Annotated in this window: 15 protein-coding genes, 1 tRNA gene and 2 pseudogenes; 12 read left to right on the top strand and 6 right to left on the bottom strand. The window is 73.5% G+C overall.

Translation table 11 applies throughout. The features are described 5' to 3' along the window. Window positions 1-8: 8 nt before the first annotated feature. The 4 genes from QE381_RS13280 (at window position 9) to QE381_RS13295 (ending at window position 2,895) form a co-directional block, all read left to right on the top strand. Window positions 9-644, top strand: a complete 636-nt coding sequence (locus tag QE381_RS13280) for an asparagine synthase (RefSeq protein WP_307218880.1) — start codon at window positions 9-11, stop codon at window positions 642-644. Window positions 645-737: 93 nt separating this feature from the next. Then, window positions 738-810, top strand: a tRNA-Arg gene (locus QE381_RS13285). A gap of 185 nt (window positions 811-995) precedes the next feature. Then, the gene (locus QE381_RS13290) at window positions 996-1,433 is read left to right on the top strand and encodes an Hsp20/alpha crystallin family protein (protein ID WP_307218881.1); all 438 of its coding nucleotides are present in this window, start codon (window positions 996-998) and stop codon (window positions 1,431-1,433) included. A gap of 103 nt (window positions 1,434-1,536) precedes the next feature. Next, complete coding sequence (locus tag QE381_RS13295; protein WP_307218883.1) at window positions 1,537-2,895, top strand: glycosyltransferase; 1,359 nt, start codon at window positions 1,537-1,539, stop codon at window positions 2,893-2,895. Window positions 2,896-3,142: 247 nt separating this feature from the next. Here QE381_RS13295 and QE381_RS13300 read toward each other — a convergent pair whose 3' ends face one another. Beyond that, the gene (locus tag QE381_RS13300) at window positions 3,143-3,982 is read right to left on the bottom strand and encodes a PIG-L family deacetylase (protein ID WP_307218885.1); all 840 of its coding nucleotides are present in this window, start codon (window positions 3,980-3,982) and stop codon (window positions 3,143-3,145) included. After that, on the bottom strand, window positions 3,961-4,404 hold the full coding sequence (locus QE381_RS13305) for a MarR family winged helix-turn-helix transcriptional regulator (RefSeq protein WP_307218887.1): 444 nt from the start codon (window positions 4,402-4,404) through the stop codon (window positions 3,961-3,963). The genes QE381_RS13300 and QE381_RS13305 overlap by 22 nt, the downstream gene beginning before the upstream one ends. Window positions 4,405-4,443: 39 nt before the next feature. Between QE381_RS13305 and QE381_RS13310 the strand changes: the two genes are divergently transcribed. Both QE381_RS13310 and QE381_RS13315 read left to right on the top strand, forming a co-directional pair. Next, window positions 4,444-6,267 carry a DUF2207 domain-containing protein gene (locus QE381_RS13310; protein ID WP_307218889.1) on the top strand — a complete coding sequence of 608 codons (1,824 nt, stop codon included), beginning with the start codon at window positions 4,444-4,446 and terminating at the stop codon, window positions 6,265-6,267. Between the two features lie 49 nt (window positions 6,268-6,316). Beyond that, window positions 6,317-7,606, top strand: coding sequence for a nitrate/nitrite transporter (locus tag QE381_RS13315; protein WP_307218891.1), 1,290 nt, complete (start codon window positions 6,317-6,319; stop codon window positions 7,604-7,606). Window positions 7,607-7,625: 19 nt separating this feature from the next. Here the strand turns inward: QE381_RS13315 and QE381_RS13320 are convergent, their stop codons facing one another. After that, on the bottom strand, window positions 7,626-8,831 hold the full coding sequence (locus tag QE381_RS13320; RefSeq protein ID WP_307218893.1) for a PLP-dependent aspartate aminotransferase family protein: 1,206 nt from the start codon (window positions 8,829-8,831) through the stop codon (window positions 7,626-7,628). A gap of 573 nt (window positions 8,832-9,404) precedes the next feature. On the opposite strand from QE381_RS13320, the gene QE381_RS13325 reads away from it, so the two are divergent. Together QE381_RS13325 and QE381_RS13330 are read left to right on the top strand one after the other, a co-directional pair. Continuing rightward, window positions 9,405-16,715 carry a TIGR03773 family transporter-associated surface protein gene (locus QE381_RS13325; protein WP_307218895.1) on the top strand — a complete coding sequence of 2,437 codons (7,311 nt, stop codon included), beginning with the start codon at window positions 9,405-9,407 and terminating at the stop codon, window positions 16,713-16,715. Window positions 16,716-16,754: 39 nt separating this feature from the next. Beyond that, window positions 16,755-17,081 (top strand): hypothetical protein, encoded by a 327-nt coding sequence (locus QE381_RS13330; RefSeq protein WP_307218897.1) that lies wholly within the window; start codon window positions 16,755-16,757, stop codon window positions 17,079-17,081. 27 nt (window positions 17,082-17,108) lie between these two features. On the opposite strand, the gene QE381_RS13335 is transcribed toward QE381_RS13330, so the two are convergent. Beyond that, the gene (locus tag QE381_RS13335) at window positions 17,109-17,972 is read right to left on the bottom strand and encodes a sulfurtransferase (RefSeq protein WP_307218899.1); all 864 of its coding nucleotides are present in this window, start codon (window positions 17,970-17,972) and stop codon (window positions 17,109-17,111) included. After that, window positions 17,965-18,330, bottom strand: coding sequence for a carboxymuconolactone decarboxylase family protein (locus tag QE381_RS13340; protein ID WP_307218901.1), 366 nt, complete (start codon window positions 18,328-18,330; stop codon window positions 17,965-17,967). Before QE381_RS13340 ends, QE381_RS13335 begins: the two co-directional genes overlap by 8 nt. A gap of 195 nt (window positions 18,331-18,525) precedes the next feature. Here QE381_RS13340 and QE381_RS17940 point away from each other — a divergent pair. From QE381_RS17940 to QE381_RS13350, 3 genes and pseudogenes are all read left to right on the top strand, one after another. After that, window positions 18,526-18,804 (top strand): annotated as a pseudogene (locus tag QE381_RS17940) (LysR family transcriptional regulator); the annotation flags it as partial. A gap of 3 nt (window positions 18,805-18,807) precedes the next feature. After that, a pseudogene (locus QE381_RS13345) lies at window positions 18,808-19,401 on the top strand (LysR family transcriptional regulator substrate-binding protein); the annotation flags it as partial. Beyond that, the gene (locus tag QE381_RS13350; protein ID WP_307218905.1) at window positions 19,398-20,423 is read left to right on the top strand and encodes a ketopantoate reductase family protein; all 1,026 of its coding nucleotides are present in this window, start codon (window positions 19,398-19,400) and stop codon (window positions 20,421-20,423) included. The pseudogene QE381_RS13345 and the gene QE381_RS13350, both read left to right, overlap by 4 nt. Window positions 20,424-20,478: 55 nt before the next feature. On the opposite strand, the gene QE381_RS13355 is transcribed toward QE381_RS13350, so the two are convergent. Next, window positions 20,479-22,764 carry a molybdopterin-dependent oxidoreductase gene (locus tag QE381_RS13355; RefSeq protein WP_307218907.1) on the bottom strand — a complete coding sequence of 762 codons (2,286 nt, stop codon included), beginning with the start codon at window positions 22,762-22,764 and terminating at the stop codon, window positions 20,479-20,481. 140 nt (window positions 22,765-22,904) lie between these two features. On the opposite strand from QE381_RS13355, the gene QE381_RS13360 reads away from it, so the two are divergent. After that, complete coding sequence (locus tag QE381_RS13360; protein WP_307218909.1) at window positions 22,905-24,104, top strand: acyl-CoA dehydrogenase family protein; 1,200 nt, start codon at window positions 22,905-22,907, stop codon at window positions 24,102-24,104. Window positions 24,105-24,145: the final 41 nt, after the last annotated feature.

Consider the following 24,145-nt stretch of genomic DNA (forward strand, 5'->3'; position numbering starts at 1 on the left):
GGGGTCCCGTGGCTTCGAAGGATGATCGTGACGCGTCGGTGCGCGGCGCGATCGGTATGCCCGCCAAACGTCCCAAGCTCGGCGAGATCGTCGCGGAGGGCGTGTACATCGCGGCCGCGGCGACGCGTCTCGCGCTGAAGAACCGCATCCTGGTCGAGATCCTCGCCGCGGGGGAGGGCTTCGACGTGGAGCGCTTCCTGCCGGACGCGAAGGCGACGCTCCTCGCGCTCGCGGACGAGGCTGAGGAGGACGCGGCGCGCACCGAGCGTGAGCGACGGCGGGCGCGGCGCCGGTTCAGCGACTCCGACGGCACGCACGACTACCGCAGTCGCGACGTGCGCAACCTCCGGCGACGGCGCAAGCAGTCCGAGCGGATCGCACGGGAGCTGCGCGAGCGGGCGGAGAACCCGGAGGAGCTGCGGGCGCTCGTCGAGGCGGCGCGCGAGGCGGCCTGGGCCGAGGTGTCGCGCAACATCGACTCCTCGCTGCGGATCTCGGCCGCGCGACCCGATCTCGAGCCCGACTACGAGAAGATGCGACGGGCGCGGATGCAGAGTCTCGTGCTGGTGGACCTCGCCCGCCTCGCGGCGCATCGCCGCCGGATGTCCGAGGCCGCCGCATCCGACGACACCACGGCCGAGTAGCCGCTGGCGTGCGCGGAGCACGGATTCGGTGAAGAGGGCGATCGTGGGGTAGTCTCTTCTAGTGCCCGCGCGCCGAGAGGCGAGAGTGCATGGGCGCCTGTAGCTCAATGGATAGAGCATCTGACTACGGATCAGAAGGTTGGGGGTTCGAGTCCCTCCAGGCGCACACTGTGTTGAGACAGTGCGGAAAGGCCCCCGGTTCGCCGGGGGCCTTTTCTTCGTTCCCGGCGCCGGTCGACTCTTGGCACTCTCGCATGGAGAGTGCTAATCTGAACATGGTTGAGCCGATGGGGCTCAACTCTAAGGAACGTTCGTCGGGCTGTGCCCGACCCGCTCGAAAGGAGACGAGATATGGCCACCTATGATCCGCTCCGCGACCTGGAGCGACTTGCGACGACCCTCATGGACGGCGGGCGCCGCGGACCGCGGCAGATGCCGATGGACCTCTACCGAGACGGCGACCACTACGTGCTGGCCGCCGACCTTCCCGGCATCGACCCGGGGTCGGTCGACGTGGACGTCGACGGGCAGCTGCTGACCATCCGCGCCGAGCGCACGCTCCCGGCCGGCGAGGGCGTCACCTGGATCACCCGCGAGCGCGCCGCCGGCAGCTACCTGCGCCAGCTGAGCCTCGGCCAGGGCATCGACACCGAGAACATCTCGGCGCACTACCGCAACGGTGTGCTGAGCGTGACGATCCCGGTCAGCGAGAAGGCGAAGCCGCGCAAGGTCCAGGTGCTCACGGAGGCCGAGAACGCTCCGGCGCTCCAGGTCACCGAGAACGCCTGATCCTTCCCCCGTTCGCGACGCCCCGGACCCGCCCGGTCCGGGGCGTCGCGCTGCGTTATGGTGTGGGGCGTGGTGGCGGGCGCTGCCCGCCGAGAGGAGCAGGATGCCGGCGCAGTTCCCCCGGGCGCACTACGCGCTGCTCGCCTCGCGCCTCTACCCCCGCGTCGACGGCGGCTTCACGATCGCCGTGCTGGCCCGGGCGCGCCACATGGCCGCGGCGGGGGTCGACGGCGGCCGGGGCCCGCTGCTGCTCACGGTCGATCCGGGCTCCGTCGCCGATCACGCCGCGCACCGCGAGGCCTTCGTCGAGGCCGGGCTCGCCGCATCCGTCGACCTCTTCCGCAACCTGTTCGACGACGCGGCCGAAGACCCGGCGTGGCTGGCTGCGGCCGCCCTCCCGGGGGAGAAGACGCCCGGGGTCGACTACCGCACGATCGCGGATGCCGTCGGTCGCCCCCGCGTCTCGCTCCCCGTCGTCGCGGCCGCCGACTGGCACCTCACGGAGGCGAACGTCGTCGTGCACGGCCCCGACGGCGACCGCGTGCTCGTCGGGTTCCGCGGCCTGTACCGCGTCTGGCTCGACCGGATCGTCGCGGAGCTCCGGCGGGCCGACCCCGCGCTGCCGGTCGTGATCGTCTCGGAGTCGCGGCAGCTGGGCGAGCTGCTCGCGGATTGGCGGCCGCCGGGGGTGTGCCTCATCCACACCGTGCACACCTCGCACCGACCGCCCGCCGTCACGGCCGGCGGGCTCTGGCGCGGCTGGTTCGAGGTCGTCGACCGTTTCGACGCCGTGCTGTGGCCGACCGTGCAGCAGCGCGAGGACGCGATCGAGGACCACGGGCCGCATCCGGGATACGAGGTCGTGCCCAATGCGCTGCCGATCGCGGCCGGCGAGTCCCGCGACGCCGTCCCCGGCCGCGTCGTCGCGGTCGGACGCCTCGCCCCCGGCAAGCGGTTCGAACACATCCTCGAGGCCTGGGAACGCGTGGCTCGCGTCGTGCCGGGCGCCCATCTCGACCTCTACGGCGACGGGCCGTCGCGCCCCGAGCTCGAGCGCGTCGTCGCCGCCCGCGGACTGGGCGGATCCGTCACCCTCCACGGCCACGTCGAGCACGCGGCCGACGAGCTCGGCACCGCGCAGCTCATGGTGCAGTCGACCGCGTACGAGGGACAGGGGCTCGCGGCCCTCGAGGCGTTGAGCCGAGGGGTCCCGGTGGTCAGCTACGACATCCGCTACGGGCCGCGTGATCTGCTGGTCGACGGATCCGGCATCCTCGTGCCCGACGGCGACGTCGACGCGCTCGCCGACGCCGTGATCCGCATCCTCCGCGACCCCGCGCTCCGCGCGCGCCTCGGCCAGCAGGCCCGCGCCCGCGCCGCCGACTACGCGCCCGAGCCCGTCATGGCGGCGATGGCGGATGCGGTCCGCCGCGCCCTCGCGCGGACCGGATCGGGGTCCTGACCGCCGCCCCGTGCCCGCTCCCTGCGACGGCGCCGTTCCCTCCCCGCGTCTCTTCCCGCGACAGCATCGTTTTCGTGTAACCGCGCCGCGAATGAGCGGCGCGGTTACACGAAAACGGCGCGGACGCGGGGTGGATGAGCGGCGCGGGCGGGGGACTGGCAACCGGCGCGGGCGGGTCCGGGCCGCGGGTGGCTCCGGGCCGAGCGGCGGGCTCCGGGCCGAGCGGGGTCCGGGCCGAGCGGCGGGCTCAGGCGACGGCGACCGGCTCGCCGCCCACGAGCGCGTACTCGCGCCGCAGCCACTCGCCGAAGCCGGGCAGCTCGAGCGTCGAGGCCGCATCGGGCCGCGCGACGACGGGATCGTGCGCCGCGTAGGCGCGGAACACCTCGACCTTGCGTGCCAGGTCCTCCCCGTCGAGCGTCGCCGGCAGCAGCGACGAGGGATACCCGATGCGCCACGAGATCCGTTCGGCCGGGATGTCGCAGGCCTCGGCCGCCCGGGCGAGGAAGGCGCCCGTCGCCCAGTGGTCGGAGTGGTCCCGCTCGGTGAGCACGCCGCCGATGCGCGGCGCGTGCGCGAGGAGCTGCGCATCCGTGTCGGCGGCGTCCGTGTGACGGCGAAGCGCCGCCTCGAGCGCGGCGACCAGCGCATCGGCACCGAGCGGGCTCCCGTCGCCGTCGAGCGGCGGGATGACGTCGATCTCGCCCTCCAGCAGTCGTCGCAGGCTCACGTTCCCGGTTGCGGCGAAACCCGTGCCGTTCGGGCGCCCGTCGGGGAGTCGCAGCGACAGCAGCTCGATGCGGCCGGATGCGGCGACCCAGCCCGTCGCGAGGGCCCCCGCGAGCTCGACCGACACCGGGCTCCACTCGAGCGGGCCGCCGTGCATGACGACGTACGCCTGTCGCAGGCCCTCCTCGCGCTCGGCGACGTAGTCGGCATCCCGCCCTGCGTCGGCTGCCGTGAGGAACAGGCTCGTCACCGGGACGCCGGCTGCGACCGCGCGGTCGATCGTCGGGCAGCCGAAGATGAGGTCGTCGTCGTAGTGCGCCCAGACCGAGAGCAGGCTCACGAGCCGGTCTCGCAGCACGGGCGCAGCTTGGCCGTGAGCGACGCGAGCGTGCGCAGCTCGTCGTCGTCGAGCCGCGACATCCGCTCGGCGATCGAGCGTCCGTGCGTCAGCGCCACCGTGCGGAACTCGCGCGCGCCGTCCTCGGTCGCCGTGACGAGGGCGCCCCGGCCGTCGTCCGGGTCGGCGCTCTTGGTGAGGTATCCGCGTGCGACCATCCGGTCCACCAGCCGCGACACGCTCGGCTGGCTGATGAGCATGTTGCGCGTGACATCGCGCAGCCGGGCCGTCATGTCGGGGGCACGCGTCACCGTGAGCAGCACGTCGTACTCCGCCTGAGTGAGGCCGGATTGCTCGAAGTCGGCGCTGATCTGAGAGAAGATCTCGTGTTGGGCGCGGAACAGGCTCTCCCAGGCGTCGATGGCGAGGCGGCGGTCGGTCATGGCGATAGCGTACGCGGCCCCGCGCCGTAGGCTGGCGTCATGCGGAGCGTGTGGCGGCGGGCGGCCGCAGGGGTGCTGGCGATCGGACTCGCGGTCGTTCTCGCAGCCGGCGCCGTGGTGCCTTCCTCGGCCTCCGCGGTCTCGGCGTCGGGCAGGTCCGGCGTCGCACTCGCCGCCGGCGACGTCGACGACTTCCGGTTCCGCAGCCTGGATGTCGACTACGTGCTCTCCCGCGCGGACGACGGCACGAGCCGCCTCCGGGTCGTCGAGCGGTTCGTCGCGGAGTTCCCGGACAGCGATCAGAACCATGGGATGCGCCGCGGCATCCCCGACAGGTACAACGGGCAGCCGCTGCGCCCGCGCCTCGTGTCGATCACCGATGGTGCGGGACAGTCGCGCGAGGAGGAGACCGACACCGACGACGGCACGTTCTGGATGACCTCGCGTGCGCCCGGGTACGTGCACGGCGAGCAGGTCTACGTCTTCACCTACGAGCTCGAGAACGTCACCTGGTACTTCCCGCGGACCGGGACGGAGGAGCTCTACTGGAACGTCCTGGGCGCCGACTGGGCGCAGCCGTTCGGGGCGGTGACGGCGACCGTGCACGTCGACCCCGCGCTCGTCCCCTCGCTCACGGGGGCGCAGGCCTGCTACGCGGGGTCGGTCGGGTCCACCGCGGCGTGCCCGATCTCGGCCGACGGCGGCGTCGTCACGGCGACGGCGACCGACCTCGCACCGAACCAGGCGATGACGATCGCGGTCGGGTTCGCACCCGGCACCTTCGTGCCCTTCGACGCGAGCTACCTCGCCTCCGGCTGGGCGTGGCTGCAGCTGGCGGGCGTCGCGCTCCTGCTCGTCGCCGTCGGCTGGGCGATCGCGGTGAGACGGCGGCGGCTGCGCGACGACCCCGGGCGCCCCGTCGTCATCGCCGAGTACACGCCGCCCGCGATCGACGCGCTCTCGAGCGCGGTGTTCCTCGCGACGTCGGCGAAGGCGATCCCGGCCGAGGTGCTCGAGCAGGCGGTGGCCGGCAGCATCCGCATCGAGGAGGGCGAAGCGGGCTGGTTCGGGCGCACCAAGCTCGTCGCCGTCCTCGTCGACCCGGCGCGCGCGGACGAGGACGGACGCATGCTGCTGGAGGGCCTGTTCGGAAAGCGGGCGGCCCCCGGGGCATCCTTCACGTTCGGGTCGACCGACAGGCGGCTCTCGGCGGCCGCGCGCGCGTTGCTGTCCTGGGCCGGTCGGCACCTGAAGGAGCTCGGCCTGTACCGCACGGTGCCGTGGACCGTGCGTACGCCGCCGGCCCTGGCGCTGCTCGCGGGGGCGTTCGCCGACGGGCTCGGCGGCATCCTGGCCCTGCGCGCGTCGGTCGATCCGCTCGTGCCGGTCCTGCTGCTCATCGCCATCGTGCCGCTCGTGCTCGTGGTCATCGCCGTCCTCGCGCATCGGCCCCTGACGCGCGCGGGGGCGGAGCTGAGGGACCACCTCGCGGGGCTGCGGGTGTTCATCGAGTGGGCGGAGGCCGACCGCATCCGCATGCTGCAGTCGCCGGAGGGAGCCGAGCGGGTGCCGGTCGACACCGCCGATGCGGGGACGATGCTGCGCATCTACGAGCCGCTCCTGCCGTACGCCGTCGTGTTCGGCCAGGAGAAGCAGTGGGCGGAGCGCCTCGCGGTCCTCTACGGCGACTCGGGCTCGCCGGGGTGGTACGCGGGCTCCGCGGGCTTCAATGCGGCCGCGTTCTCCGCCGGGATCGGATCGCTCTCCGCCGTGTCGTCCGCATCCTCGAGCACCTCGGGCGGTTCCACCGGCGGCGGCTCCGCGGGCGGCGGCGGCGGGGGTGGCGGCGGAGGCGGCGTCTAGCCCGGTCAGGGGAGGGGCGGGGCGAGGGGCGGCGTAGGGTGGAGGGGACATGACGGATTTCGGCGCCTCCACCGGGTCGATTCCGCTCACCCCCGCGAGAGTGCAGGGGGCCATGCCGTGGGTCATCTGGATCGTCGGGTCGCTCACCTACCTGCTCGCGATCATCGGTCGCAGCTCCCTCGCCGGCCTCGGCACGGATGTCGCGGTGCGCTTCGACGCGGACTCCTCGACGCTCGCGCTCTTCGCGACGCTTCAGCTCGCCGTGTACGGCGGCATGCAGATCCCGGCGGGGCTCCTCCTCGATCGGTTCGGCTCCCGCGTCGTGCTGACCACGGGCATGCTCGTCATGGCCGCCGGGTCGCTCTGGCTCGCCTTCGCCCCGGATGCGGCCTCCGCCATCCTCGCGCGGATCCTCACCGGCGCGGGCGACGCGATGGTCTTCCCGAGTGTGCTGAGGCTGCTCACCCTCTGGTTCCCGGTGCGCCGTGTCCCGCTGCTGCAGCAGGTGACCGCCCAGGTCGGGCAGCTCGGCCAGATCCTCAGCGTCGCGGTCCTCGCCGCGGCGGTGCACAGCGTGTCGTGGGCGGGCGGCTTCTGCGCGCTGGGCGCCGTGTTCGTCGTCTTCGCTGTGATCGACGTGCTGAGCGTGCGGGAGCGGAGGATCCTGCCCGCCCGCCCGGGCGCCGCCCGACGGACCGGCCAGCTCGCGCTCCTGCGCGCCGCCCTCGCGGAGCCCGGCACCCGGCTCGCGTTCTGGGTGCACTTCGTCACGCCCTTCGCCGGCACGGCGTTCGCGCTCCTGTGGGGCGTGCCGTTCCTCGTCCACGGCGAGGGGTTCTCGAGCGCCGACGCGAGCCTCATGGTCACGGTGTTCGTGCTCGCCGGTGCGGTGTTCGCCCCGCTCATGGGGACCCTGTCCGGATCGTATCCGCGGCGCCGTGCCCTGGTCGCGACGGTCTCCGTGATCGCGCAGGCGGTCGTGCTGGCCGGCATCCTGCTGACGCCGGGCCCCGCCCCGTTCTGGCTGATCATCGTGTGGATGGTCGTGCTCTCCAGCGGTGGTGCCGCATCCATGATCGCGTTCGACGTGACCCGTCGCTTCAACCCGGTCGCGCGACTGTCGACGGCCACGGGGATCGTCAACATGGGCGGCTTCATCGCGGCGCTCATCGCGGTGTACCTCATCGGGCTCGTGCTCGATCTGCAGGGCGCGGACCCCGCGTCCTACACGCTCGACGAGCTGCGCCTCGCCTGGGCCTCGGTGTTCGTGCTCTGGGCCGTGGGGCTGTCGGGCATCGCCCTCGAGTCATGGCGCGTGCGCCGCGCGCAGGCCCGCTGAGCGCGACCCGGGCTCAGGCTCAGGCGAACGTCGCGTCGAGGGCCGCCCGCAGATCGGCCTCGAGGTCCGCGGCATCCTCCAGTCCGACCGAGAATCGCAGGTGGCCGTAGCGGCGGAACTCCTCCGGGTAGGCCGCGGTGCGGGGCCCCGAGCCGCCGACGTGCACGATCAGCGACTCGTCGTGCCCGAGCGAGACGGCGGAGGTGACGACCCGCAGCGACGACACGAACCGGTTCTGCGCCTCGCCGTCGCCGTCCACGGCGAACGCCATCATGGCCCCGTAGCCGCGTCCGCCGAACTGTCGCGTCGCGAGCTCGTGCTGCGGATGCGTCGGCAGACCCGGGTATGCGACGTAGGCGACGCGCGGGTCCGCGTCGAGGACCGCCGCCAGCCGTTCGGCGGTCGCGAGGTGCTGCCGCAGCCGCAGCGGGAGCGTGATCGATCCCCGCTGGATCAGCCACGCGTTGAAGGGCGAGATCACGCCGCCGACGTCGACCATCGCCTCCGACTTCACGCGACGGATCAGCTCGGACCGCCCGAGCACCGCGCCGCCCATCGCGTCGCCGTGCCCGTTGATGTACTTCGTCAGCGAGTGCACGACGAGGTCGGCGCCATCGGCGAGCGGGCGGTACAGCGGCGGCGGCGTGAACGTCGAGTCGACCGAGAGCAGGGCGCCCGCCTCGTGCGCGATGCGGGCCAGGGTCGGGATGTCGGCGACCTTCGTCGTGGGGTTGCCGATCGTCTCGACGTGCACGAGCCGCGTGTTCGGGCGCACCGCGGCGGCGACCGCGGCCGCATCCGACACGTCGACGAACGTCGCCTCGATGCCGTACTTCTCCGGCAGGAGCTCGGCGAACAGCCGCCACGACGCCTCGTACGTCACGTCCGCGATGATCGCGTGATCGCCCGTGCGCAGGAACGTGAAGAACACGGCGTGGAGGGCGGCGACGCCGGAGGCGAGGACGACCGCGTCCTCCGCGCCGTCGAGGGCCGCGAGGCGCTCCTGGAGCGCGAGCTGGTTCACGCCGGAGTTGCGCGTGTAGAGCGGCACGTCGGTGCCCGACCAATCGATCGTGGAGGGGTCGTCGGGCAGCGCGTAGGAGTTTGCCATGACGAGCGGGGTGCGGATGGCGCCGCTCCCCGGGTCGATGCGATTGCCCGCGTGGACGGCCTGGGTGGCGAACGCGAGGGTGGCGGGATCGTGCTTGTCGGGGCGCGTCGTCATGCCTCCGACGCTACGCTTTCGGACCCCGTCGAGTGGGCACGATGTCGTTCGATGACGGCGGCAGGCGGCGCGGCGGTCGCGGCGTGTGATGCCGGTCCGGGCGTGGTGAAGGGCCGGTCGGAGAGGCTTCCGGCCGGCCCTTGTCCCTTGCACCAAGAGTGTCCTGCAATCACATGCCGGTAGCTGCCACAGCAAAACAGTTACCGTGCGAGCACTCTATAACGGTCAGGTAACGGCCCACAAGGCTTCGCCGTTACCTTTCCGTGATTCTCATGCGATCCATAGCTCGCTCCTGCACCTGCACCTGCACCTGCGGATTGCAGGGTCGCAGGGCCGCACGGATGTCGCACCTTTTCGCCGGAATCCTGCGACGCCCGCGCGATCCTGCGACGGGCGCCGCCAGGCGCCGCCAGGCGCGGGGGCGCGCCTGAGAGTGTGCTATTAATGAGAATGAATCTCATTAGCGAGTGATGCGGCACATGCCGCGCGACCGCTCGCCGATCACACGACCGACGTGAAAGCCCGTACATGACCCGCGCGTCCTCCGCCCCCGTCTCTCCCTCTCGTCGCCGGATGTGGCGGGCCGCCCTGGCCGCTCTCGGTACCGCGGCGATCGTCGTGAGCACGGTCGCCCCGGCCGCGGCGGCCCAGACCGGGCCGACGTCCGAGGCCCGGCACGTCGCCCTCGCCGACGCCACGCTGCCGCTCGTGGTCGCCAGCGCCGGTGGCGCGGCGATCGTCGCGGCGGAGGGCGACCAGCCCGTCCCGCTCGAGGGCACGGTGTTCGACACCGTCGCCGGGCAGCAGACGCTCACGCGCGGCGCGGTCGTGGCACAGGGGCTCCCCGAGGGTTCCTCGGTCGAGTCCGCCGAGCTGCGCTACGTCGTCGCGACCGCCCCCGACGGCGCCGCGGTCGAGGTGCTGACGCGGTGGGGCGACGAGCGCACCGCCTGGGCGCCGGAGACGCCGGTGACGGTCACCTCGGCGAGCGCGGCCGAGCTCGACATCCGCTTCTCCGTCGCGGGAACCTACGCGATCGATCTCACGGCCACGGTGACGGTCTCCTCCGCCGCGGGGGAGCAGTCGGCCGAGACCCGCGGGCGTGCCACGTTCGAGGTCGTGCCCGCTGCCGAGGAGCACGCCGCGCAGACGGAGACCGACGCGCAGGCGCAGACCGAGCAGGGCGAGCAGACGGACCAGACCGCGCAGGAGACGGGGCAGACGGGGGTCGTGCGTGAGGGCGAGGTGAGTCTGGTGTCGCGGCTGGTGGACGGGGATCTGGTGCAGACGGTGGAGGATGCGTCGGGTGCGGTGCTGGATCCGGCGCGCACGGTGTTCGCGGTGCCGGATGCCGAGGCCTGGCCGGGCGGCGCCGACGGGCAGGATGCCGCCTTCTGGAACGAGATCGCCCCCGAGCACGGGCAGATCTGGCGCACCTCCACGCCGCAGGTGCCCGGGAATCCGCTGCGCGTCGCGTTCGACAGCAGCAACATCTCCCCGGCGGACGTCCACGTATGGTACGCCGATGTCGCACCGAAACTCCGCACCTGGCTCGGCGGGGTCACCGGTCCCGCTGCGGCCGGACTGCTCGGCAACGGGCTCTACGACATGGGAACGACCGCGCGCTCCGGCGTCCGGGGCCCGCTCACGGCGGTGTCGATCGAGCCCGTCGACGCGGAGCCGTCGCCGATCGCCGTCGCCTTCGGCGGCGCCGGCCGATACTGCGTCACGCTCAGCGCGCACGCACAGCTGGCCGACGGCACCTTCGTCAACGACGACGTGGCGCTCACCTTCGCGGTCGGCGGCGTCGACCCGGCGACCGTGGAGCCCTGCGCCCAGCCCGCGGCGATCGCACCGCAGGGGCCCCAGCCGATCGCCGCCCAGGCGACCGGGGTCACGGTGATCGACTCCGGCACGGCGCTGCTGGCGAGCACTCTCCATGACGGTGCGCTGTCGCTGGACGTCGTCACCTCCGACCGCGGGCGGACCACCTCCTACGACCCTTCGCAGGTCGTCTTCTCGCTGCCGTCCCGCGACACCGAATGGGCCGCGTCGGGCGCCCACGCCTCGCAGAAGGAGATGTGGGCGCGCTACCTCGGTCAGGACGAACGCGCCTATCGGTCGAGCGGCCGTTTCGTCGTGCCCGGCGCACCCGAGTCGGCGAACCCGTTGACGCTCGACCTCGAGGCGCGATTCATCGACGAGCAGCAGCTCGCCGCCGACCAGGGCGTCGAGTACTCCGCGGTGGCGATGACCTCGACGAGCCCCACGGGACGCTTCTTCGCCTACGCCCAGGGTGATGGCAGCTACATCCTCTCGCCGGAGGACATCGGCTTCTGGTCGAGTCGCGCCGGTGATGCACTCTCCCCGCGCGGGGCCGAGTTCTCGTCGAGCACGGGGTCGCCGTTCTACGAGCGCGACCGCGAGTACACGGGAGGGGCGGCCCTCGGGACCGCGTTCACGGACGCGGGGGTCTATTGCATCACCCTCCGCTCGCAGACGATCCTCGCCGCGGGAACGGAGACCGCCGACACGGCGACCTTCACGTTCGCGATCGGCGTCGATCCCGCCGCGGTCGTCCCGTGCTCGCAGGAGACGGGGCAGCCGGCGCCGGGGACGGGGGTCGTGCGTGAGGGCGAGGTGAGTCTGGTGTCGCGGCTGGTGGACGGGGATCTGGTGCAGACGGTGGAGGATGCGTCGGGTGCGGTGCTGGATCCGGCGCGCACGGTGTTCGCGGTGCCGGATGCCGAGGCCTGGCCGGGCGGCGCCGACGCGCAGGATGCCGCCTTCTGGAACGAGATCGCCCCCGAGCGGGAGCCGGTGTGGCGAACCAGCACGCCCGCCGCGCCCACCGGCTCCCTCTCGTTCCGGCTGGACACGAGCGCGATCTCCCCCTCCGACCTCTATGCCCCGTCCTGGGCGTTCGAGGCGTCGCCCGTCTGGACGGGCCTGGGCGATGTGTCGGGACCGGGAGCGGCGGGGCTCCTCGAACACGGCACGAGCAACGCCGGCACGACCTTCCACGTCGGCTCCCAGGCGTACCCGATGCTCTCGCGCCCCACGGGGGAGACCGAGAAGCTGCCGTTCGCCGTGGCGTTCTCGGCGGCGGGGCGCACGTGCGTGACGCTCGCGAGCTACACCCAGCTCGCCGACGGGACGGCGCTCAACCACGACGTGACCCTCACGTTCGCGGTGGGCGGCGTCGACCCCTCGACCGTCGAGCCCTGCGCGCAGCCGGCGGCGATCGCCCCGCACGGCCCGCTGCCGACACCGTCCGCGGCGACCGGGATGACGGTCGTCGACTCCGGCACCGTGCTGCTGGACTCGCGGCTCACCGACGGCGTCTTCTCCCTGGACCCCGTCGTGTCCGATCGGGGCCGCCTCACCTCCTACGACCCCTCCCGCATCGTCTTCTCCCTGCCGCATCGCGACAGCCGGTGGCCGGCCGCCGGGCTCGCGACGTCCCAGAAAGAGCTCTGGGCCCGCTATCTGCCGGAGGACGACCGCGCCTACCGCACCTCGGGGGACTTCCGGCTGGCGGGCACCGACGGCCGGCGTCAGGACGAGAAGGCCAACGACCTCACCTTCGACCTCGAGGCCCGCTCCCTCCGTCCCGACCAGATCACCGACTACGGCGGCGTCGACGTCGTGCTGGAGAAGACGACCACGACCGGGTCGGGACGCTTCTTCGCCTATCGGGCGATCAACGGCTACGTGACGGGCGTCGACGGCATCGGCTTCTGGGACAGCCGCGACGGCGCGGCGCAGACGCCGCAATACGCCGCCGCAGGCGATCCCAGCTGGAGCGACCCCTTCTACACCCGCACCAAGGAGATCCAGGGCGGGGAGGCGCTCGGCACCGCCTTCACCCAGGACGGCGTGTACTGCGTCACCCTCCGTTCGTCGGTCACGCTCGCGGACGGCACCGCCGCCTCGGATGCCACCACCTTCACGTTCGCGGTCGGCGTCGACGCCTCGGCCGTCGCACCGTGCTCGCAGGAGACCGGGGAGCCGGGCACCGGCGGCGGCGACACGCCCGGCGGCGGACAGCCCGGGCAGCTGGATCCCTCGGTCGCGTGGATCGACAAGGGACACCTCGACCTGGCCGTCCGGGAGGACGGACACGGCGGGATCGAGTTCGCCACCGGCGACGCATCCACCTCCACGGGGGTGCACGCGCTGCACGACGCCGTCTGGGTCGGCAAGGGGACGTACGTGAGGTACACGGTGCGTCAGCCCGACGCCGCCGACGACCGCACCTTCATCGGCCCGCCCGGAACCACGTACTACGGGTTCTCGGCCGGCAGCGAGTACTCCGCCTACACCCTGTGGCCGGGCCTCAGCATGCTCTACCTGCCCTACGGCCTCACGGAGCGCCACGCGACCTGGTCGATGCAGAAGGTGTCGGGGCCGGGCGAGGCGTACGCGTGGTCGGGCGACAGCTTCCTGCTCGACTCGCGGCAGGAGACGCCGCGTCCCTTCTCGCTCGGGCGCACCCATCGCCACCTCAACTGGGCGTTCACCGAGGCCGGCGTCTACTGCATCGCCGTCCGGGCGAGTCTGCGCCCCGCCCTGGACGAGAGCCACGACCGAACCGCGGCATCCCTGCTCACCGTGGTCGTCGGCGATGTCGACCTCGCCACCGTGCAGCCGTGCGAGCGCTCCAGCGCGGTCCCGGCGGCGCCCGCCCCGAGCGATGTCACCCTCTCGGCGGGTCCCGGCGTCGTGGACACACAGTCCATCAACCCCTCGCTGGAGCTCCGGCGCGTGAACGGCGTCGCGGATGTCGTCGCCTCGGTGGGGCAGCGCGGCGGCGGGACGCCCACCTTCTTCGACCCGGAGAAGGTCGTCTACGCGGCCTCCGCGGCGGCCGGCGAGTACCGCTACGGCGACCGATGGCGCACGCTCGAGTGGGACACCGGCGGCAGCGACGTGACCCTGACGCTCGGCACCGTCTCGGGCCCGGGCTCCTATCAGCGCCGCGGCAACAGCACGGACTCGCAAGCCGTCCAGCTGGACTCCCGGCAGGCCCCGGTCCGCATCACGGAGCGGCTGTGGCCCGGCTCCAACTTCCCGGCCAACCACGTGTTCTCCGCGTCCGGCGTCTACTGCGTGCCGTTCACCTGGACCGGGACGCTCCGCGACGGCACCGCCTTCCGCGTCACCAAGACGCTCACGGTCGCCGCGGGCGTGGACGCGCACGGCGTCACCCCGTGCGCGAGCGGCGGGAGCGGGACCGAGCCCGGGAACCCCGATCCGGGCACGCCGAGCACCGACTGGGACGTCCCGAACCACTCGCTCACGGCGTCGGGCGCGACGATCGTCACCGCCGGACACGTGGATGTCGCCTCCCGCATCGTCGACGGCTCGCTGACCACCGTCATCGCCGACGCGAGCGACGCCTCGCAGCCCGAGACGCTCCGGGACCCGCGCCGGACCGTGCTGCAGGTGCGGCCCGAGGCGCAGACCACGGTGCCCGACGACGCGGCGTACTCCTTCCTCGGGTCCGCCGGGGCCACGACGTGGCTCCTGCCCGAGACCGAGGTCGAGGGGATCCTGTGGCCGGGCTGGTCGACCGAGGGCATCCCCGCCTCCGCCACGACGACCGGGGTCACCTGGACCCTCGACCGCGCGCAGGGGCCGGGCGAGTTCGCGCTCTACCAGACCCCGTTCACGGGACCGAAGGTGTACTTCGACACCCGCGACGGCATCACGGCGGCCGACACGTTCGATATCCCGAAGACGATCCACGCGCACGGGACGTGGGCGTTCAGCGCCGAGGGCGCGTACTGCCTCGCGTTCACGCGACAGACGACCCTTGCCTCGGGGGAGCGCGTGAGCGACTCCTTCACGCTCGCTTTCGCCGTCGGCGCGGTCGCGGTCGCCGCCATCGACCCGACGCGCTGCTTCCAGACCCCGGACGGTGCCCCGACCGAGACCGACGCCGCGCCGATCCCGCTCGACACGCTGACCGACGCGGCCCGCGGCGGCGTCGCCGTCCTCGGCGCCGCGGGCGGCCTCACCGCGGGGCAGCTGGTCACGGTGCAGGTGGATGCGGCGCGTGCCGGGCAATGGGTGTCCGTGTGGGCGGATGCCTCGCACTGGCTCGGCTGGGCCCAGCTCGGCTCCTCGGGCGCGACGCAGGTGCGTCTGCCCGCCGACATGAGCCCCGGATCGCACCGGATCGTCGTGAAGGCTCGGACGGGCGAGCTGCTGGGCTGGGACGGTGCGACGGTCCTCGCATCCGGAACCGCACCCGGAACGCCGGGGGACGGGGGCGCGCCCGAGACCGGTGTGTGGGACGTGCCCAACGGCACGGTCAACCGCGCGGGAGCGGTCGTCCTCAACGACGGCCACGTCGACATCGCCTCGCTTGTCGAGGGCGGCCGTCTCGTCACGCGGATCAAGGACTCCGCCTCCGTGACCGAGCCGGTGTACCGCGACGTCTCCCGCACCGTGCTGCAGGTGCGGCCCGACGCGCGCGCCACGGTCCCCGCCGGCGACGCGTGGGCGTTCCTCGGCGCTGCCGGCTCCGCCTTCTACCAGGTGTCCCAGACGCAGCAGCAGGGGCTCGTCTGGCCCGGCTGGTCTACCGAGGGGATCCCGCTGTCGGCGACGACGGGCGGGGTGACCTGGTCGCTCGTGGACAGCTCGGGACCGGGCGAGTTCGCGCTGTACGAGACGGGGGCGTTCGGCCAGCCCCGCGTGCTGTTCAGCACACGCGACGGCATCACGGACGCCGACCGCGTCACGATCCCCAAGAACACGCACGCGCACGGCTCCTGGGCCTTCGGTGCGGCGGGCAACTACTGCCTCTCGATGCAGCGCACGGCCCAGCTCGCGGACGGCCGGACCTCCTCCGACACCTTCGTGCTCGCCGTCGCGGTGGGGGATGCCGACGTCCTGTCGATCGATCCCGCCCGCTGCCGCGAGGCGGTCGACACCGGGACCGTCACGGTGCCGGCGCCGCCGCGCGAGGATGCCGCGGCCACGGCGCCGGCCGCCCAGCAGATCGCCGCGAACGCCTGCGTCGCGGGCGCCACGATCCTCTCGGCCGGGCACGTCGACTACGCCTCCCGCATCGTGGACGGCTCGCTGCACTCGCTCGTCGGCGACGACAGCTCGGGGAGCAAGGTGTACCGCGAGCCCTCGGGGGTGGTGCTCTGGCTCAAGCCGTCGGCGCGCGTCACGCTCCCCGCCGGCTTCGGCGAGGTGGGACCGGCCGGGTCGGCGATCTGGCAGGTGCCGCAGACCCAGGACCCGGACCTCGTGTGGCTCGGCTGGAGCACCGAGTCGCTCAACGCGGGCAACGTCCGCGGCCCCGTGCGGTGGACGATCGACGCGATCGAGGGACCGGGCCGCGTGACGGCCTACCTCTCGGGCTCGTTCGGCGGCGTGCAGCAGGTGATCTTCGCCGACGGCGGGTCGTACGACATCCCGCTGGGGGTGCACGCCCACGCCAACTGGGCCTTCAGCGCCCAGGGGGTCTACCGCATCACCTCGACCCAGACCGTCACGCTCGCGGACGGTCGTGTGTCCTCGGACCGCGAGACGATGACGATCGCCGTCGGCGACGTCGATCCGCGGACGGCCGTCGCGGGCGGCTCGGGGTGCGGTGCGGTCGCGGCCGCGCTGCTCGAGGGCGACGCCGCAGGGCCCGCCCCGGCGCAGGCGGCGGACGAGGCGGCGAAGGCGGCGCGCGACATCCTTCCGGGGAACGGCTCGGACGTCGCCGACCGGGGCATGGACCCGTTCAGCGCCTTCGCGGCCGGCAACCCCGTCCCGTTGCTGCTGTGCATCCTCGGGGTCCTCCTGCTGCTGGGAGCGGCGGGAGCCGCCGTGCTGTGGGCGCGGGGACGGCGGCGCGGTCCGCTCCCGCACTGAGAGCGGACCGCCGTGAGGCGGCGCCGCGCATCGGCGAGAATGTCGGCGTGGGCGGATCGGGACGGGACACGGCGGGGCGGACCCTTCGTCGTCACGCTCGTGGCCGACGTGGCGGCCTCGAGACCCGATGCGCTCGAGGTCATCGCGTTCGTGAGCGACGGCACGGTCGAGCACCGCGGCACGGCCTACCCGCGGGTGGGGCTCGCGCCCTCCGCGTGGGCGGAGGTCCACATCCCGAAGCTCGCCGATCCGCCGCCGGTGGTGATCGACGTCTGCTCGGACGCGTCGGCCGCCGTCGCGCGGCGCGCCGCCGCACTGCTGGCGGCCGGCCTCGAGGGCGTGGGCTGGAGCGTGCGCGAGCCCTGACGCCGCCGCGGCCGGCTCACCGCACGCTCAGCGGGGCTCCGCCCCCACCGCGACGGGCAGCTCCGGATGGTTCGACCACTGACTCCACGAGCCGGGGAACACCCGCGCCTCGTAGCCGGCGAGCGTCAACGCCACGGCCTCGTGGGACGCGGTCACCCCCGATCCGCAGTAGACACCGACCGGTGCGTCCGCCGTGGCGCCCAGGGCCGTGAACCGCTCGCGCAGCGCCTCCGGGCTCAGGAAGCGGCCGGCCGCATCCACGTTCTCCGTCGTCGGCGCGCTCACCGCCCCGGGGACGTGGCCCGCGCGCGGATCGACGGGCTCGACCTCGCCCCGGTAGCGGTCGCCCGCCCGCGCGTCCAGCAGGACGTGGGACTCGGCGAAGGCGGGCACGTCCGCCAGATCCAGGTGCGGGAGCGCCCCGTAGGCCAGCACGACGTCGCCCGTCTCCGGGGCCGCGGCCTCACCGGTCTCCAGCTCGAAGCCCGCACCGGTCCAGCCGCGCAGCGAGCCGTCGAGGATGCGGACGTCCTCGACGCCCGCGAACCGCAGCAGCCACCAGGCGCGCGCGCTCGAGAGGTTCTTCAGGTCGTCGTAGACCACGACCGTGTCGCCCGTGCGGATGCCCCAGCGGCGCGCGGACTCCTGCAGCGCGGCGACCGGCGGAAGCGGGTGCCGACCCGCGCCGGGGTCGTCGCCGTGCTCCGCGAGCTCGTGGTCGAGGTCGACGTAGACGGCACCGGGGATGTGCCCCGCGAGGTACTCCGGCCGCCCGTCCGGACGGTCCAGGCGCCAGCGCACGTCCAGGATGCGGACGGGGCCGCCGTCCGGGTAGGCGCCGGTGTCGAGCGCCGCCCGCAGCTCCTCCGGCGTGGTCAGGATCTCAGCCATGGACGTGACCCGCCTCCGCGAGGTCGTGGATGCCGGAGAGCTTGAACGCCAGCCGGCCGTGGGCGAATCCGCCGCCGGCGCGGATCGCGGTCGCGACCCACGCCGCCTCGGCGAGCTCGGCCTGGGACGCGCCGGCCTTCACGGCGGCCTGCGCGTGCGCGTCGATGCAGTACGTGCACTGGGTCGTGATGCCGACCGCGAGGGCGATCAGCTCACGGAACTTCAGCGGGATCTCGCGTCCCTCGGCCGCGAACACCGTGGAGTTGAAGTCGTTGAAGGACGCCAGGATGTCCGGGGTGCTGTCCTTGTAGTCGCGGGTGTAGGCGCGATCGCCCTCCCGATCGAAGAAGTCGCTCATGTCTCTCTCTGTTCGTCTGCCGGCCGCGCGGTCCCACGGGTGGGCACTCTTTCGAGAGTACGAACGGCCCGCCCCGCTGACAACGCTGCGTTGGTCATCGGTATTCATCGGGACCCGTGATGGGTCGCGGTGGTCTCATGACACCGTATGACCGGCGGTCTCACGGCCGAACCGCGAAGAGCGTACCGTCGCGCCATGGCCGAGACTCTCGACATCATCCAGCTGCGCACCTTCGTCGCGATCGACGAGTGCGGAGGGTTCGGACGCGCGGCCGCGGCGCTCCACATGAGCCAGCCCACCGTCAGCCAGCACGTGCGTTCGCTGGAGCGACGGCTCCAGCAGCGGCTCGTCGAGCGCGACGGCCGCCGGGCGCGCTTCACCCTCGCGGGGGAGAAGCTGCTCGCCGAGGCCCGCCGCATCCTCGCCGTGCACGATGAGGCGCTCGCCCGCCTCGACGTCAGCCGCAGCAGCACGATCGTGGTCGGCTCCACCGAGACGGCGGCCGAACAGGTCCTGCCCGAGATGCTCGACCGGCTCCACTCGGCCTACCCGGACACGCACGTGCAGTTCACGATCGACCGGTCGACCCAGATGGTCGAGGCCGTCGCGAAGGGCACGATCGACCTGGCCGTCGTGCTGGACACGGGGCAGACGGTCGCCGGCACGGAGGTCGGCAGCCTGCCGTTGAACTGGTACTCCTCGCCCGGGTGGACGCCGCCCGCCGACGATGCGCCGGTGGCGCTGGTCGCGTACGTCGAGCCGTGCGGGATGCGGCAGCGCGCCCTGCAGGAGCTGAACGTCCGGGGGCGGCGGGTCGAGATCGCGGCGGAGTCCGGAAGCCTCGAGGGCGTCATCGCCGCGGCGCGTGCCGGTCTCGGCGTGGCCGTGCTGCCCAGCGCCGGCAAGGCGCCCGCCGGCCTGGTCGCCCGCCACGACCTGCCCCCGCTCGGACGGATCTTCGTCCGGCTGATCGCGCGACGTGGCCTCGACGCGGAGATCGAGAACGCCGCCCTCGCCGCCCTGGACGGCTTCTTCACGGTCCGCGGCTACGTGCACGCGGTGTCGGCATGACCCGCCGGTACGTCGTGATCGGCGCCGGCGGCGTGGGCGCGGCGCTCGCCGCGGGGCTCGTCGAGGCCGGTGTCCCCGTCCTCCTCGTCTCCCGCGGACGCTCGTTCGAGGCGATCGCCGCACACGGGATCCGGTTCTCCCACGAGGGACGGACCCGCGTGCTGGACCTGCCGGTCGCGGACTCGGCGGTCGACATCCCCCTCGCCCCCGACGATGTGCTCGTGCTCGCCGTGAAGACGCAGGACGTCGCGGCGGCCGTGCCGGGCTGGGCGGCGCGCCCGGTCGGAGACGGCGCGCTCGCGGGGGAGACCCTGCCGATCGTGACGCTGCAGAACGGACTCGAGGCGGAACGCGTCGCGCTGCGGCACTTCGCCTCGGTCGTCGGCGGAACCACCCTCGTCGCTGCGCAGCACCTCGTGCCGGGCGAGGTCACGGTGCGCGGCGGCCCCGAGCTGGGGCGGATCATCCTCGGCGCCTTCCCGTCCGCGGAGCGCGCCCCGCGTGCCGCGGCGGAGGTCGCCGGCATCGCGGCGGACCTCCGCGCCGCGCGGTGGCTGATCCACGAGACCGGCGACGTGTCGCGGTGGAAGGCCTGGAAGGCGGCGACGGCGGCGACCTTCGCCGCGGAGGTGTTCACCGGCACGCCGGAGCAGCAGGAGGAGCTGCGCGACCTCGTGCGGACGGAAGCCCGGGACGTGCTGTCCGCGGCGGGCTACGACCTCGCCGACCCCGCCGAGCTGGGCGGCGCCCCGTTCTCCCCGCCGCCGTCGCCGGAGGGACCGGCCGAGACGTCGGCGCGATCCGATCCGGCACCCCAGGGCCTGTCGACCTGGCAGAGCTTCGCCCGCGGCTCCGGCAGCGAGGTCGACTTCCTCAGCGGGGAGATCGTGCTGCAGGCGCGCCTGCTCGGCATCCCGGCTCCCGTGAACGAGGCGGTGCAGCGCGCGCTCGCCGAAGCGGCGGCATCCGGAGAAGGCCCGGGCGTGCGATCCGTGGCGAGCGTGCTCGGCGTGCGAGCGTGAGCCCTTCCCACCACGACGTCGCAGGGCGTGTCCGGCTCCCCCTGCGCGCAGGTGCTCAGTCGGCGATGACCGGCGGCCCGTACGCCCGGATCGGGGGAAGCGGCCCGTCGTAGCGCGCCACGGACACCCGCACCCTGGCGCCGTTCGAGGCCTGCGTCAGGGTCGAGGTGCCCACATCGCGGGTCAGCACGTTCACGTTCCCGTTGACGCAGTCGGCGATCTCGGGCGCGCTGGGGTCGAACCACGCGCCGGTGTGCATCTGAGCGACGCCCTTCAGCAGCGCGTCGGTGACGACGACGCCCGCGAGGATGCTGCCCTGGGCGCTGCGCACGCGCACCACGTCGCCGTCCGCGACGGCGCGCGCGACGGCGTCCTCCGGGTTGAGTCGGATCGCCTCCCGGCCGGCGACCTTGGTCGACTGGCTCGCCTCGCCCATGTCGAGCTGCGAGTGCAGGCGGTGGGATGGCTGGGTGCACAGGAGCTCGAGGTCGTGCTCCGGATCGGCCGGTGCGGCCGCGGGCCAGACGGCGTGGCCGGCGACATCCGGCAGCGCGAAGGAGTCGAGCGTCCGGCTGAACAGCTCGATCCGGCCGCTGGGGGTGCCGAGCGGGGACGCCTCGGGATCGGCGCGGAAGCGCGCGAACGCCGGGTCCGCGTACGGCACCCGGGGAAGCGGGGTGCCGCCCTCGGCCCAGAACTGCGCGAACGGGGGCGCTCCGGCGACGCCGACCCGTTCCCGCCACTGCTCGTAGATGCGCTCGAGCCACGCGCGGGAGCTGCGCCCCTCGGCGACGTCCGCTCCGAGCCGGCGGGCCAGCCGGTCGTAGATCCAGAACTCCTCCCGAGCCTCACCGGCCGGCGGCACGATGCGGGGCATGACGCGCAGGCGCGCGTCGCCGGGACCGGCCGCGACGTCCTCACGCTCGAGCGGGTTCGCCGCCGGCAGCACGATGTCGGCGTGCCGCGCCGTCGGCGTCCAGTGGAACTCGTGCACGATCAGGGTGTCCACCCGCGCGAAGGCGCGTTCCAGCCGGCGCAGGTCCTGATGGTGGTGGAACGGGTTCCCGCCGGCCCAGTAGACCAGCCGGATGTCGGGGAGGGTCAGGCTCCCGCCGTCATAGGGGATCCGCTCGCCGGGGTGCAGCAGCAGATCGCTGATGCGGGCGCAGGGGATGACGTCGGACACGGGATTGCGTCCCTGATCGAGCGTCGGCAGGGGGACCGGCTCGAAGCCGTTGCCGTAGTCGCCCATCGACCCGTAGCCGTGGCTGAACCCGCCGCCCGGCAGTCCGATCTGGCCGAGGAAGGCCGCCAGCGTCAGTGCGGCGAACACGGCCTGCTCCCCGCCGACGTGCCGCTGCAGCGAGTACGTGACGTTGACGAGCGTGCGGCCGGACGCCGCGCGCCGCGCCAGCGCGCGGATCGTCGATGCCGGAACCCCGCTGAGCGCCGCGGCCCACTCCGGGGTCTTCTCCTCGCCGTCGAGCTCACCGCGGACGTACGCGCGCACCCGGTCCGCCCCGACCGTGCACCGCGCGAGGAACTCGTCGTCGGCGAGCCCCTCCACGACCAGCGTATGGACCATCGCGAGGAGCACCGCCGCATCCGTGCCCGGTCGCGCCCCCACCCACTCGGCGCCCAGCTCGGGCAGCACGTCGTCGCGCTGCGCCGAGAGGGAGACGATGCGGGTGGATGCCGCGGCCCGGCGTGCGTGGTCGGACGCGGTGTGCCGATCGTGGCCGCCCGGCACGACCCAGCCGTTCGAACGCCGCAGCCCGCCGAACGCGAGGAACAGGTCGGTGTGCTCGGCGATCTGCTGCCACGACGTCGGGCGGGCCCGCAGCTCGGCCATGCCGTCGCGCCCGATGAGGTGCGGCAGCAGCACGAGGCTCGCCCCGCGGCTGTAGTCGTTGACGGAGGCGGTGTACCCGCCGATCGCGTTGAGGAAGCGGTGGAGCTGGCTCTGTGCGTGGTGGAGGCGGCCGGCGCTGCCCCACCCGTAGGAGCCCCCGAAGATCGCGGCGTTGCCGTGCTGCTCCCGCACCCGCGAGAGCTCGGCGGCGACGAGGTCCAGGACCTCGTCCCAGTCCCGCTCGACGTACTCGTCGTCGGGCGCGCCCCGCCGTGGGTCGGCGCCGGGCCCCCGCTCGAGCCAGCGCCTGCGGACGGCAGGGCGCCGCACCCGGGAGGGGTGGTGCTGGGCCGCGGCGACGTTCCCGATCGCGGGCGCGGCGTCGGGCTCGTCCGGGTGCGGCCGGGCCGCGGTCACCGTCCTGCCGTCGTCGGCCACCTCGACACGGAACGTTCCCCAGTGCGCGCTGGACTCCTGGACGGTGGCCATCCCGCCATCATCCGCCGTCCGGGCCCGGAGACGGCCCGTCTCCGACTCACTTCGACACGCACGGTCATAGAGACCTCTGATCGTTACGGTTCAACGATCCCTGTTGGACGCCCGGGCCCGTCGCCGCCGAGCATGACAGCATGACCACTTCCCTCTCCGCCGCGCACGGCCACGCCCTCTCCGTACCCGACTCCGCCGGAGCGGTCCGCTTCGTGCCGACCTCGGAGCGGCTGAGCGCTCTCACCGCCGCCGTCGCCGAGACGGCGGAGCAGTACGACCGGAGCGGTGAGTTCCCGACGCGGGGGCTGGAGGCCGCGCATCGGCACGGCGTGTTCGCCGCCGTGATCGGGGAGCGGTTCGGCGGCGGCGGGCTGGACGCGGTGGAACGCCTGCGCGTGCTGCAGGCGCTCGGCCAGGGCGACCCCTCCGTCGCGCTCATCTTCGCCAACACCGTCGGCACCCACGTCGCCCAGGCGCACGCCGACGTGTGGCCCGCCGATCTCTACGACCGCGTGCTCGCCGAGACCGCCGAGCGCCCCGTGTCGATCAACACGGCACGCGCCGAGCCGGAGCTCGGCGCACCGGCGCGAGGCGGACTGCCCGCGACGACGGCGCGACGCACCGCATCCGGCTGGGTCGTCTCCGGACGCAAGGCCTATGTGACCGCCAGCACGGGGCTCGACTACCACCTGGTGTGGGTGAAGACGGATGACCCGACGCCGCGCGTGGGCCATGTGATCGTGCCCGGCGGGAGCCCGGGGATCGAGATCGTGGAGACCTGGGACCACCTCGGCCTGCGTGCCAGCTCGACGCACGACGTGATCTACCGTGACGTCGAGGCACCCGTGGAGAACTTCCTGGAGATCCCGTACCAGGGCGTCTACCGCGACCCGGCCGGGCAGGGCGGCCCCCTCGCGCTCGGGCACACGGCCCTCTACGTGGGCGTCGCCCGCGCGGCACAGGAGTTCTTCGTCCGGTTCGCGAACGAGCGCGTCCCCGCCGCCCTCGGACGTCCCATCGCGACGACCGAGCGCATCCAGACCGTCGCGGGCGAGATCGAGGCCCAGCTGGTCACGGCCGAGACGCTGCTCTACGACATCACCGCCCGCGCCGTCGCCGGCGACGAGACGGCGATCGCGCGAACCCCGCTGGCGAAGGTGCAGATCGTCCGCGCGGCGATCACGGCCGTCGAGACCGCCGTCGCCGCGATCGGCAACCCGGGCCTGACCCGCCACAACCCGCTCCAGCGCCACCTGCGCGATGTGCTCTCGGCACGCGTGCACCCGCCGCAGGAGGACCAGGCCCTGGTCGGCGCGGGTCGCCGGGCGCTGGGCGTGTAGTCCCGCGCGGCACGCGCCCCCGGGGGCGACGGGTGCCGCCG

This window comes from Microbacterium sp. SORGH_AS_0888 (assembly GCF_030818905.1).
Classification (GTDB): domain Bacteria; phylum Actinomycetota; class Actinomycetes; order Actinomycetales; family Microbacteriaceae; genus Microbacterium.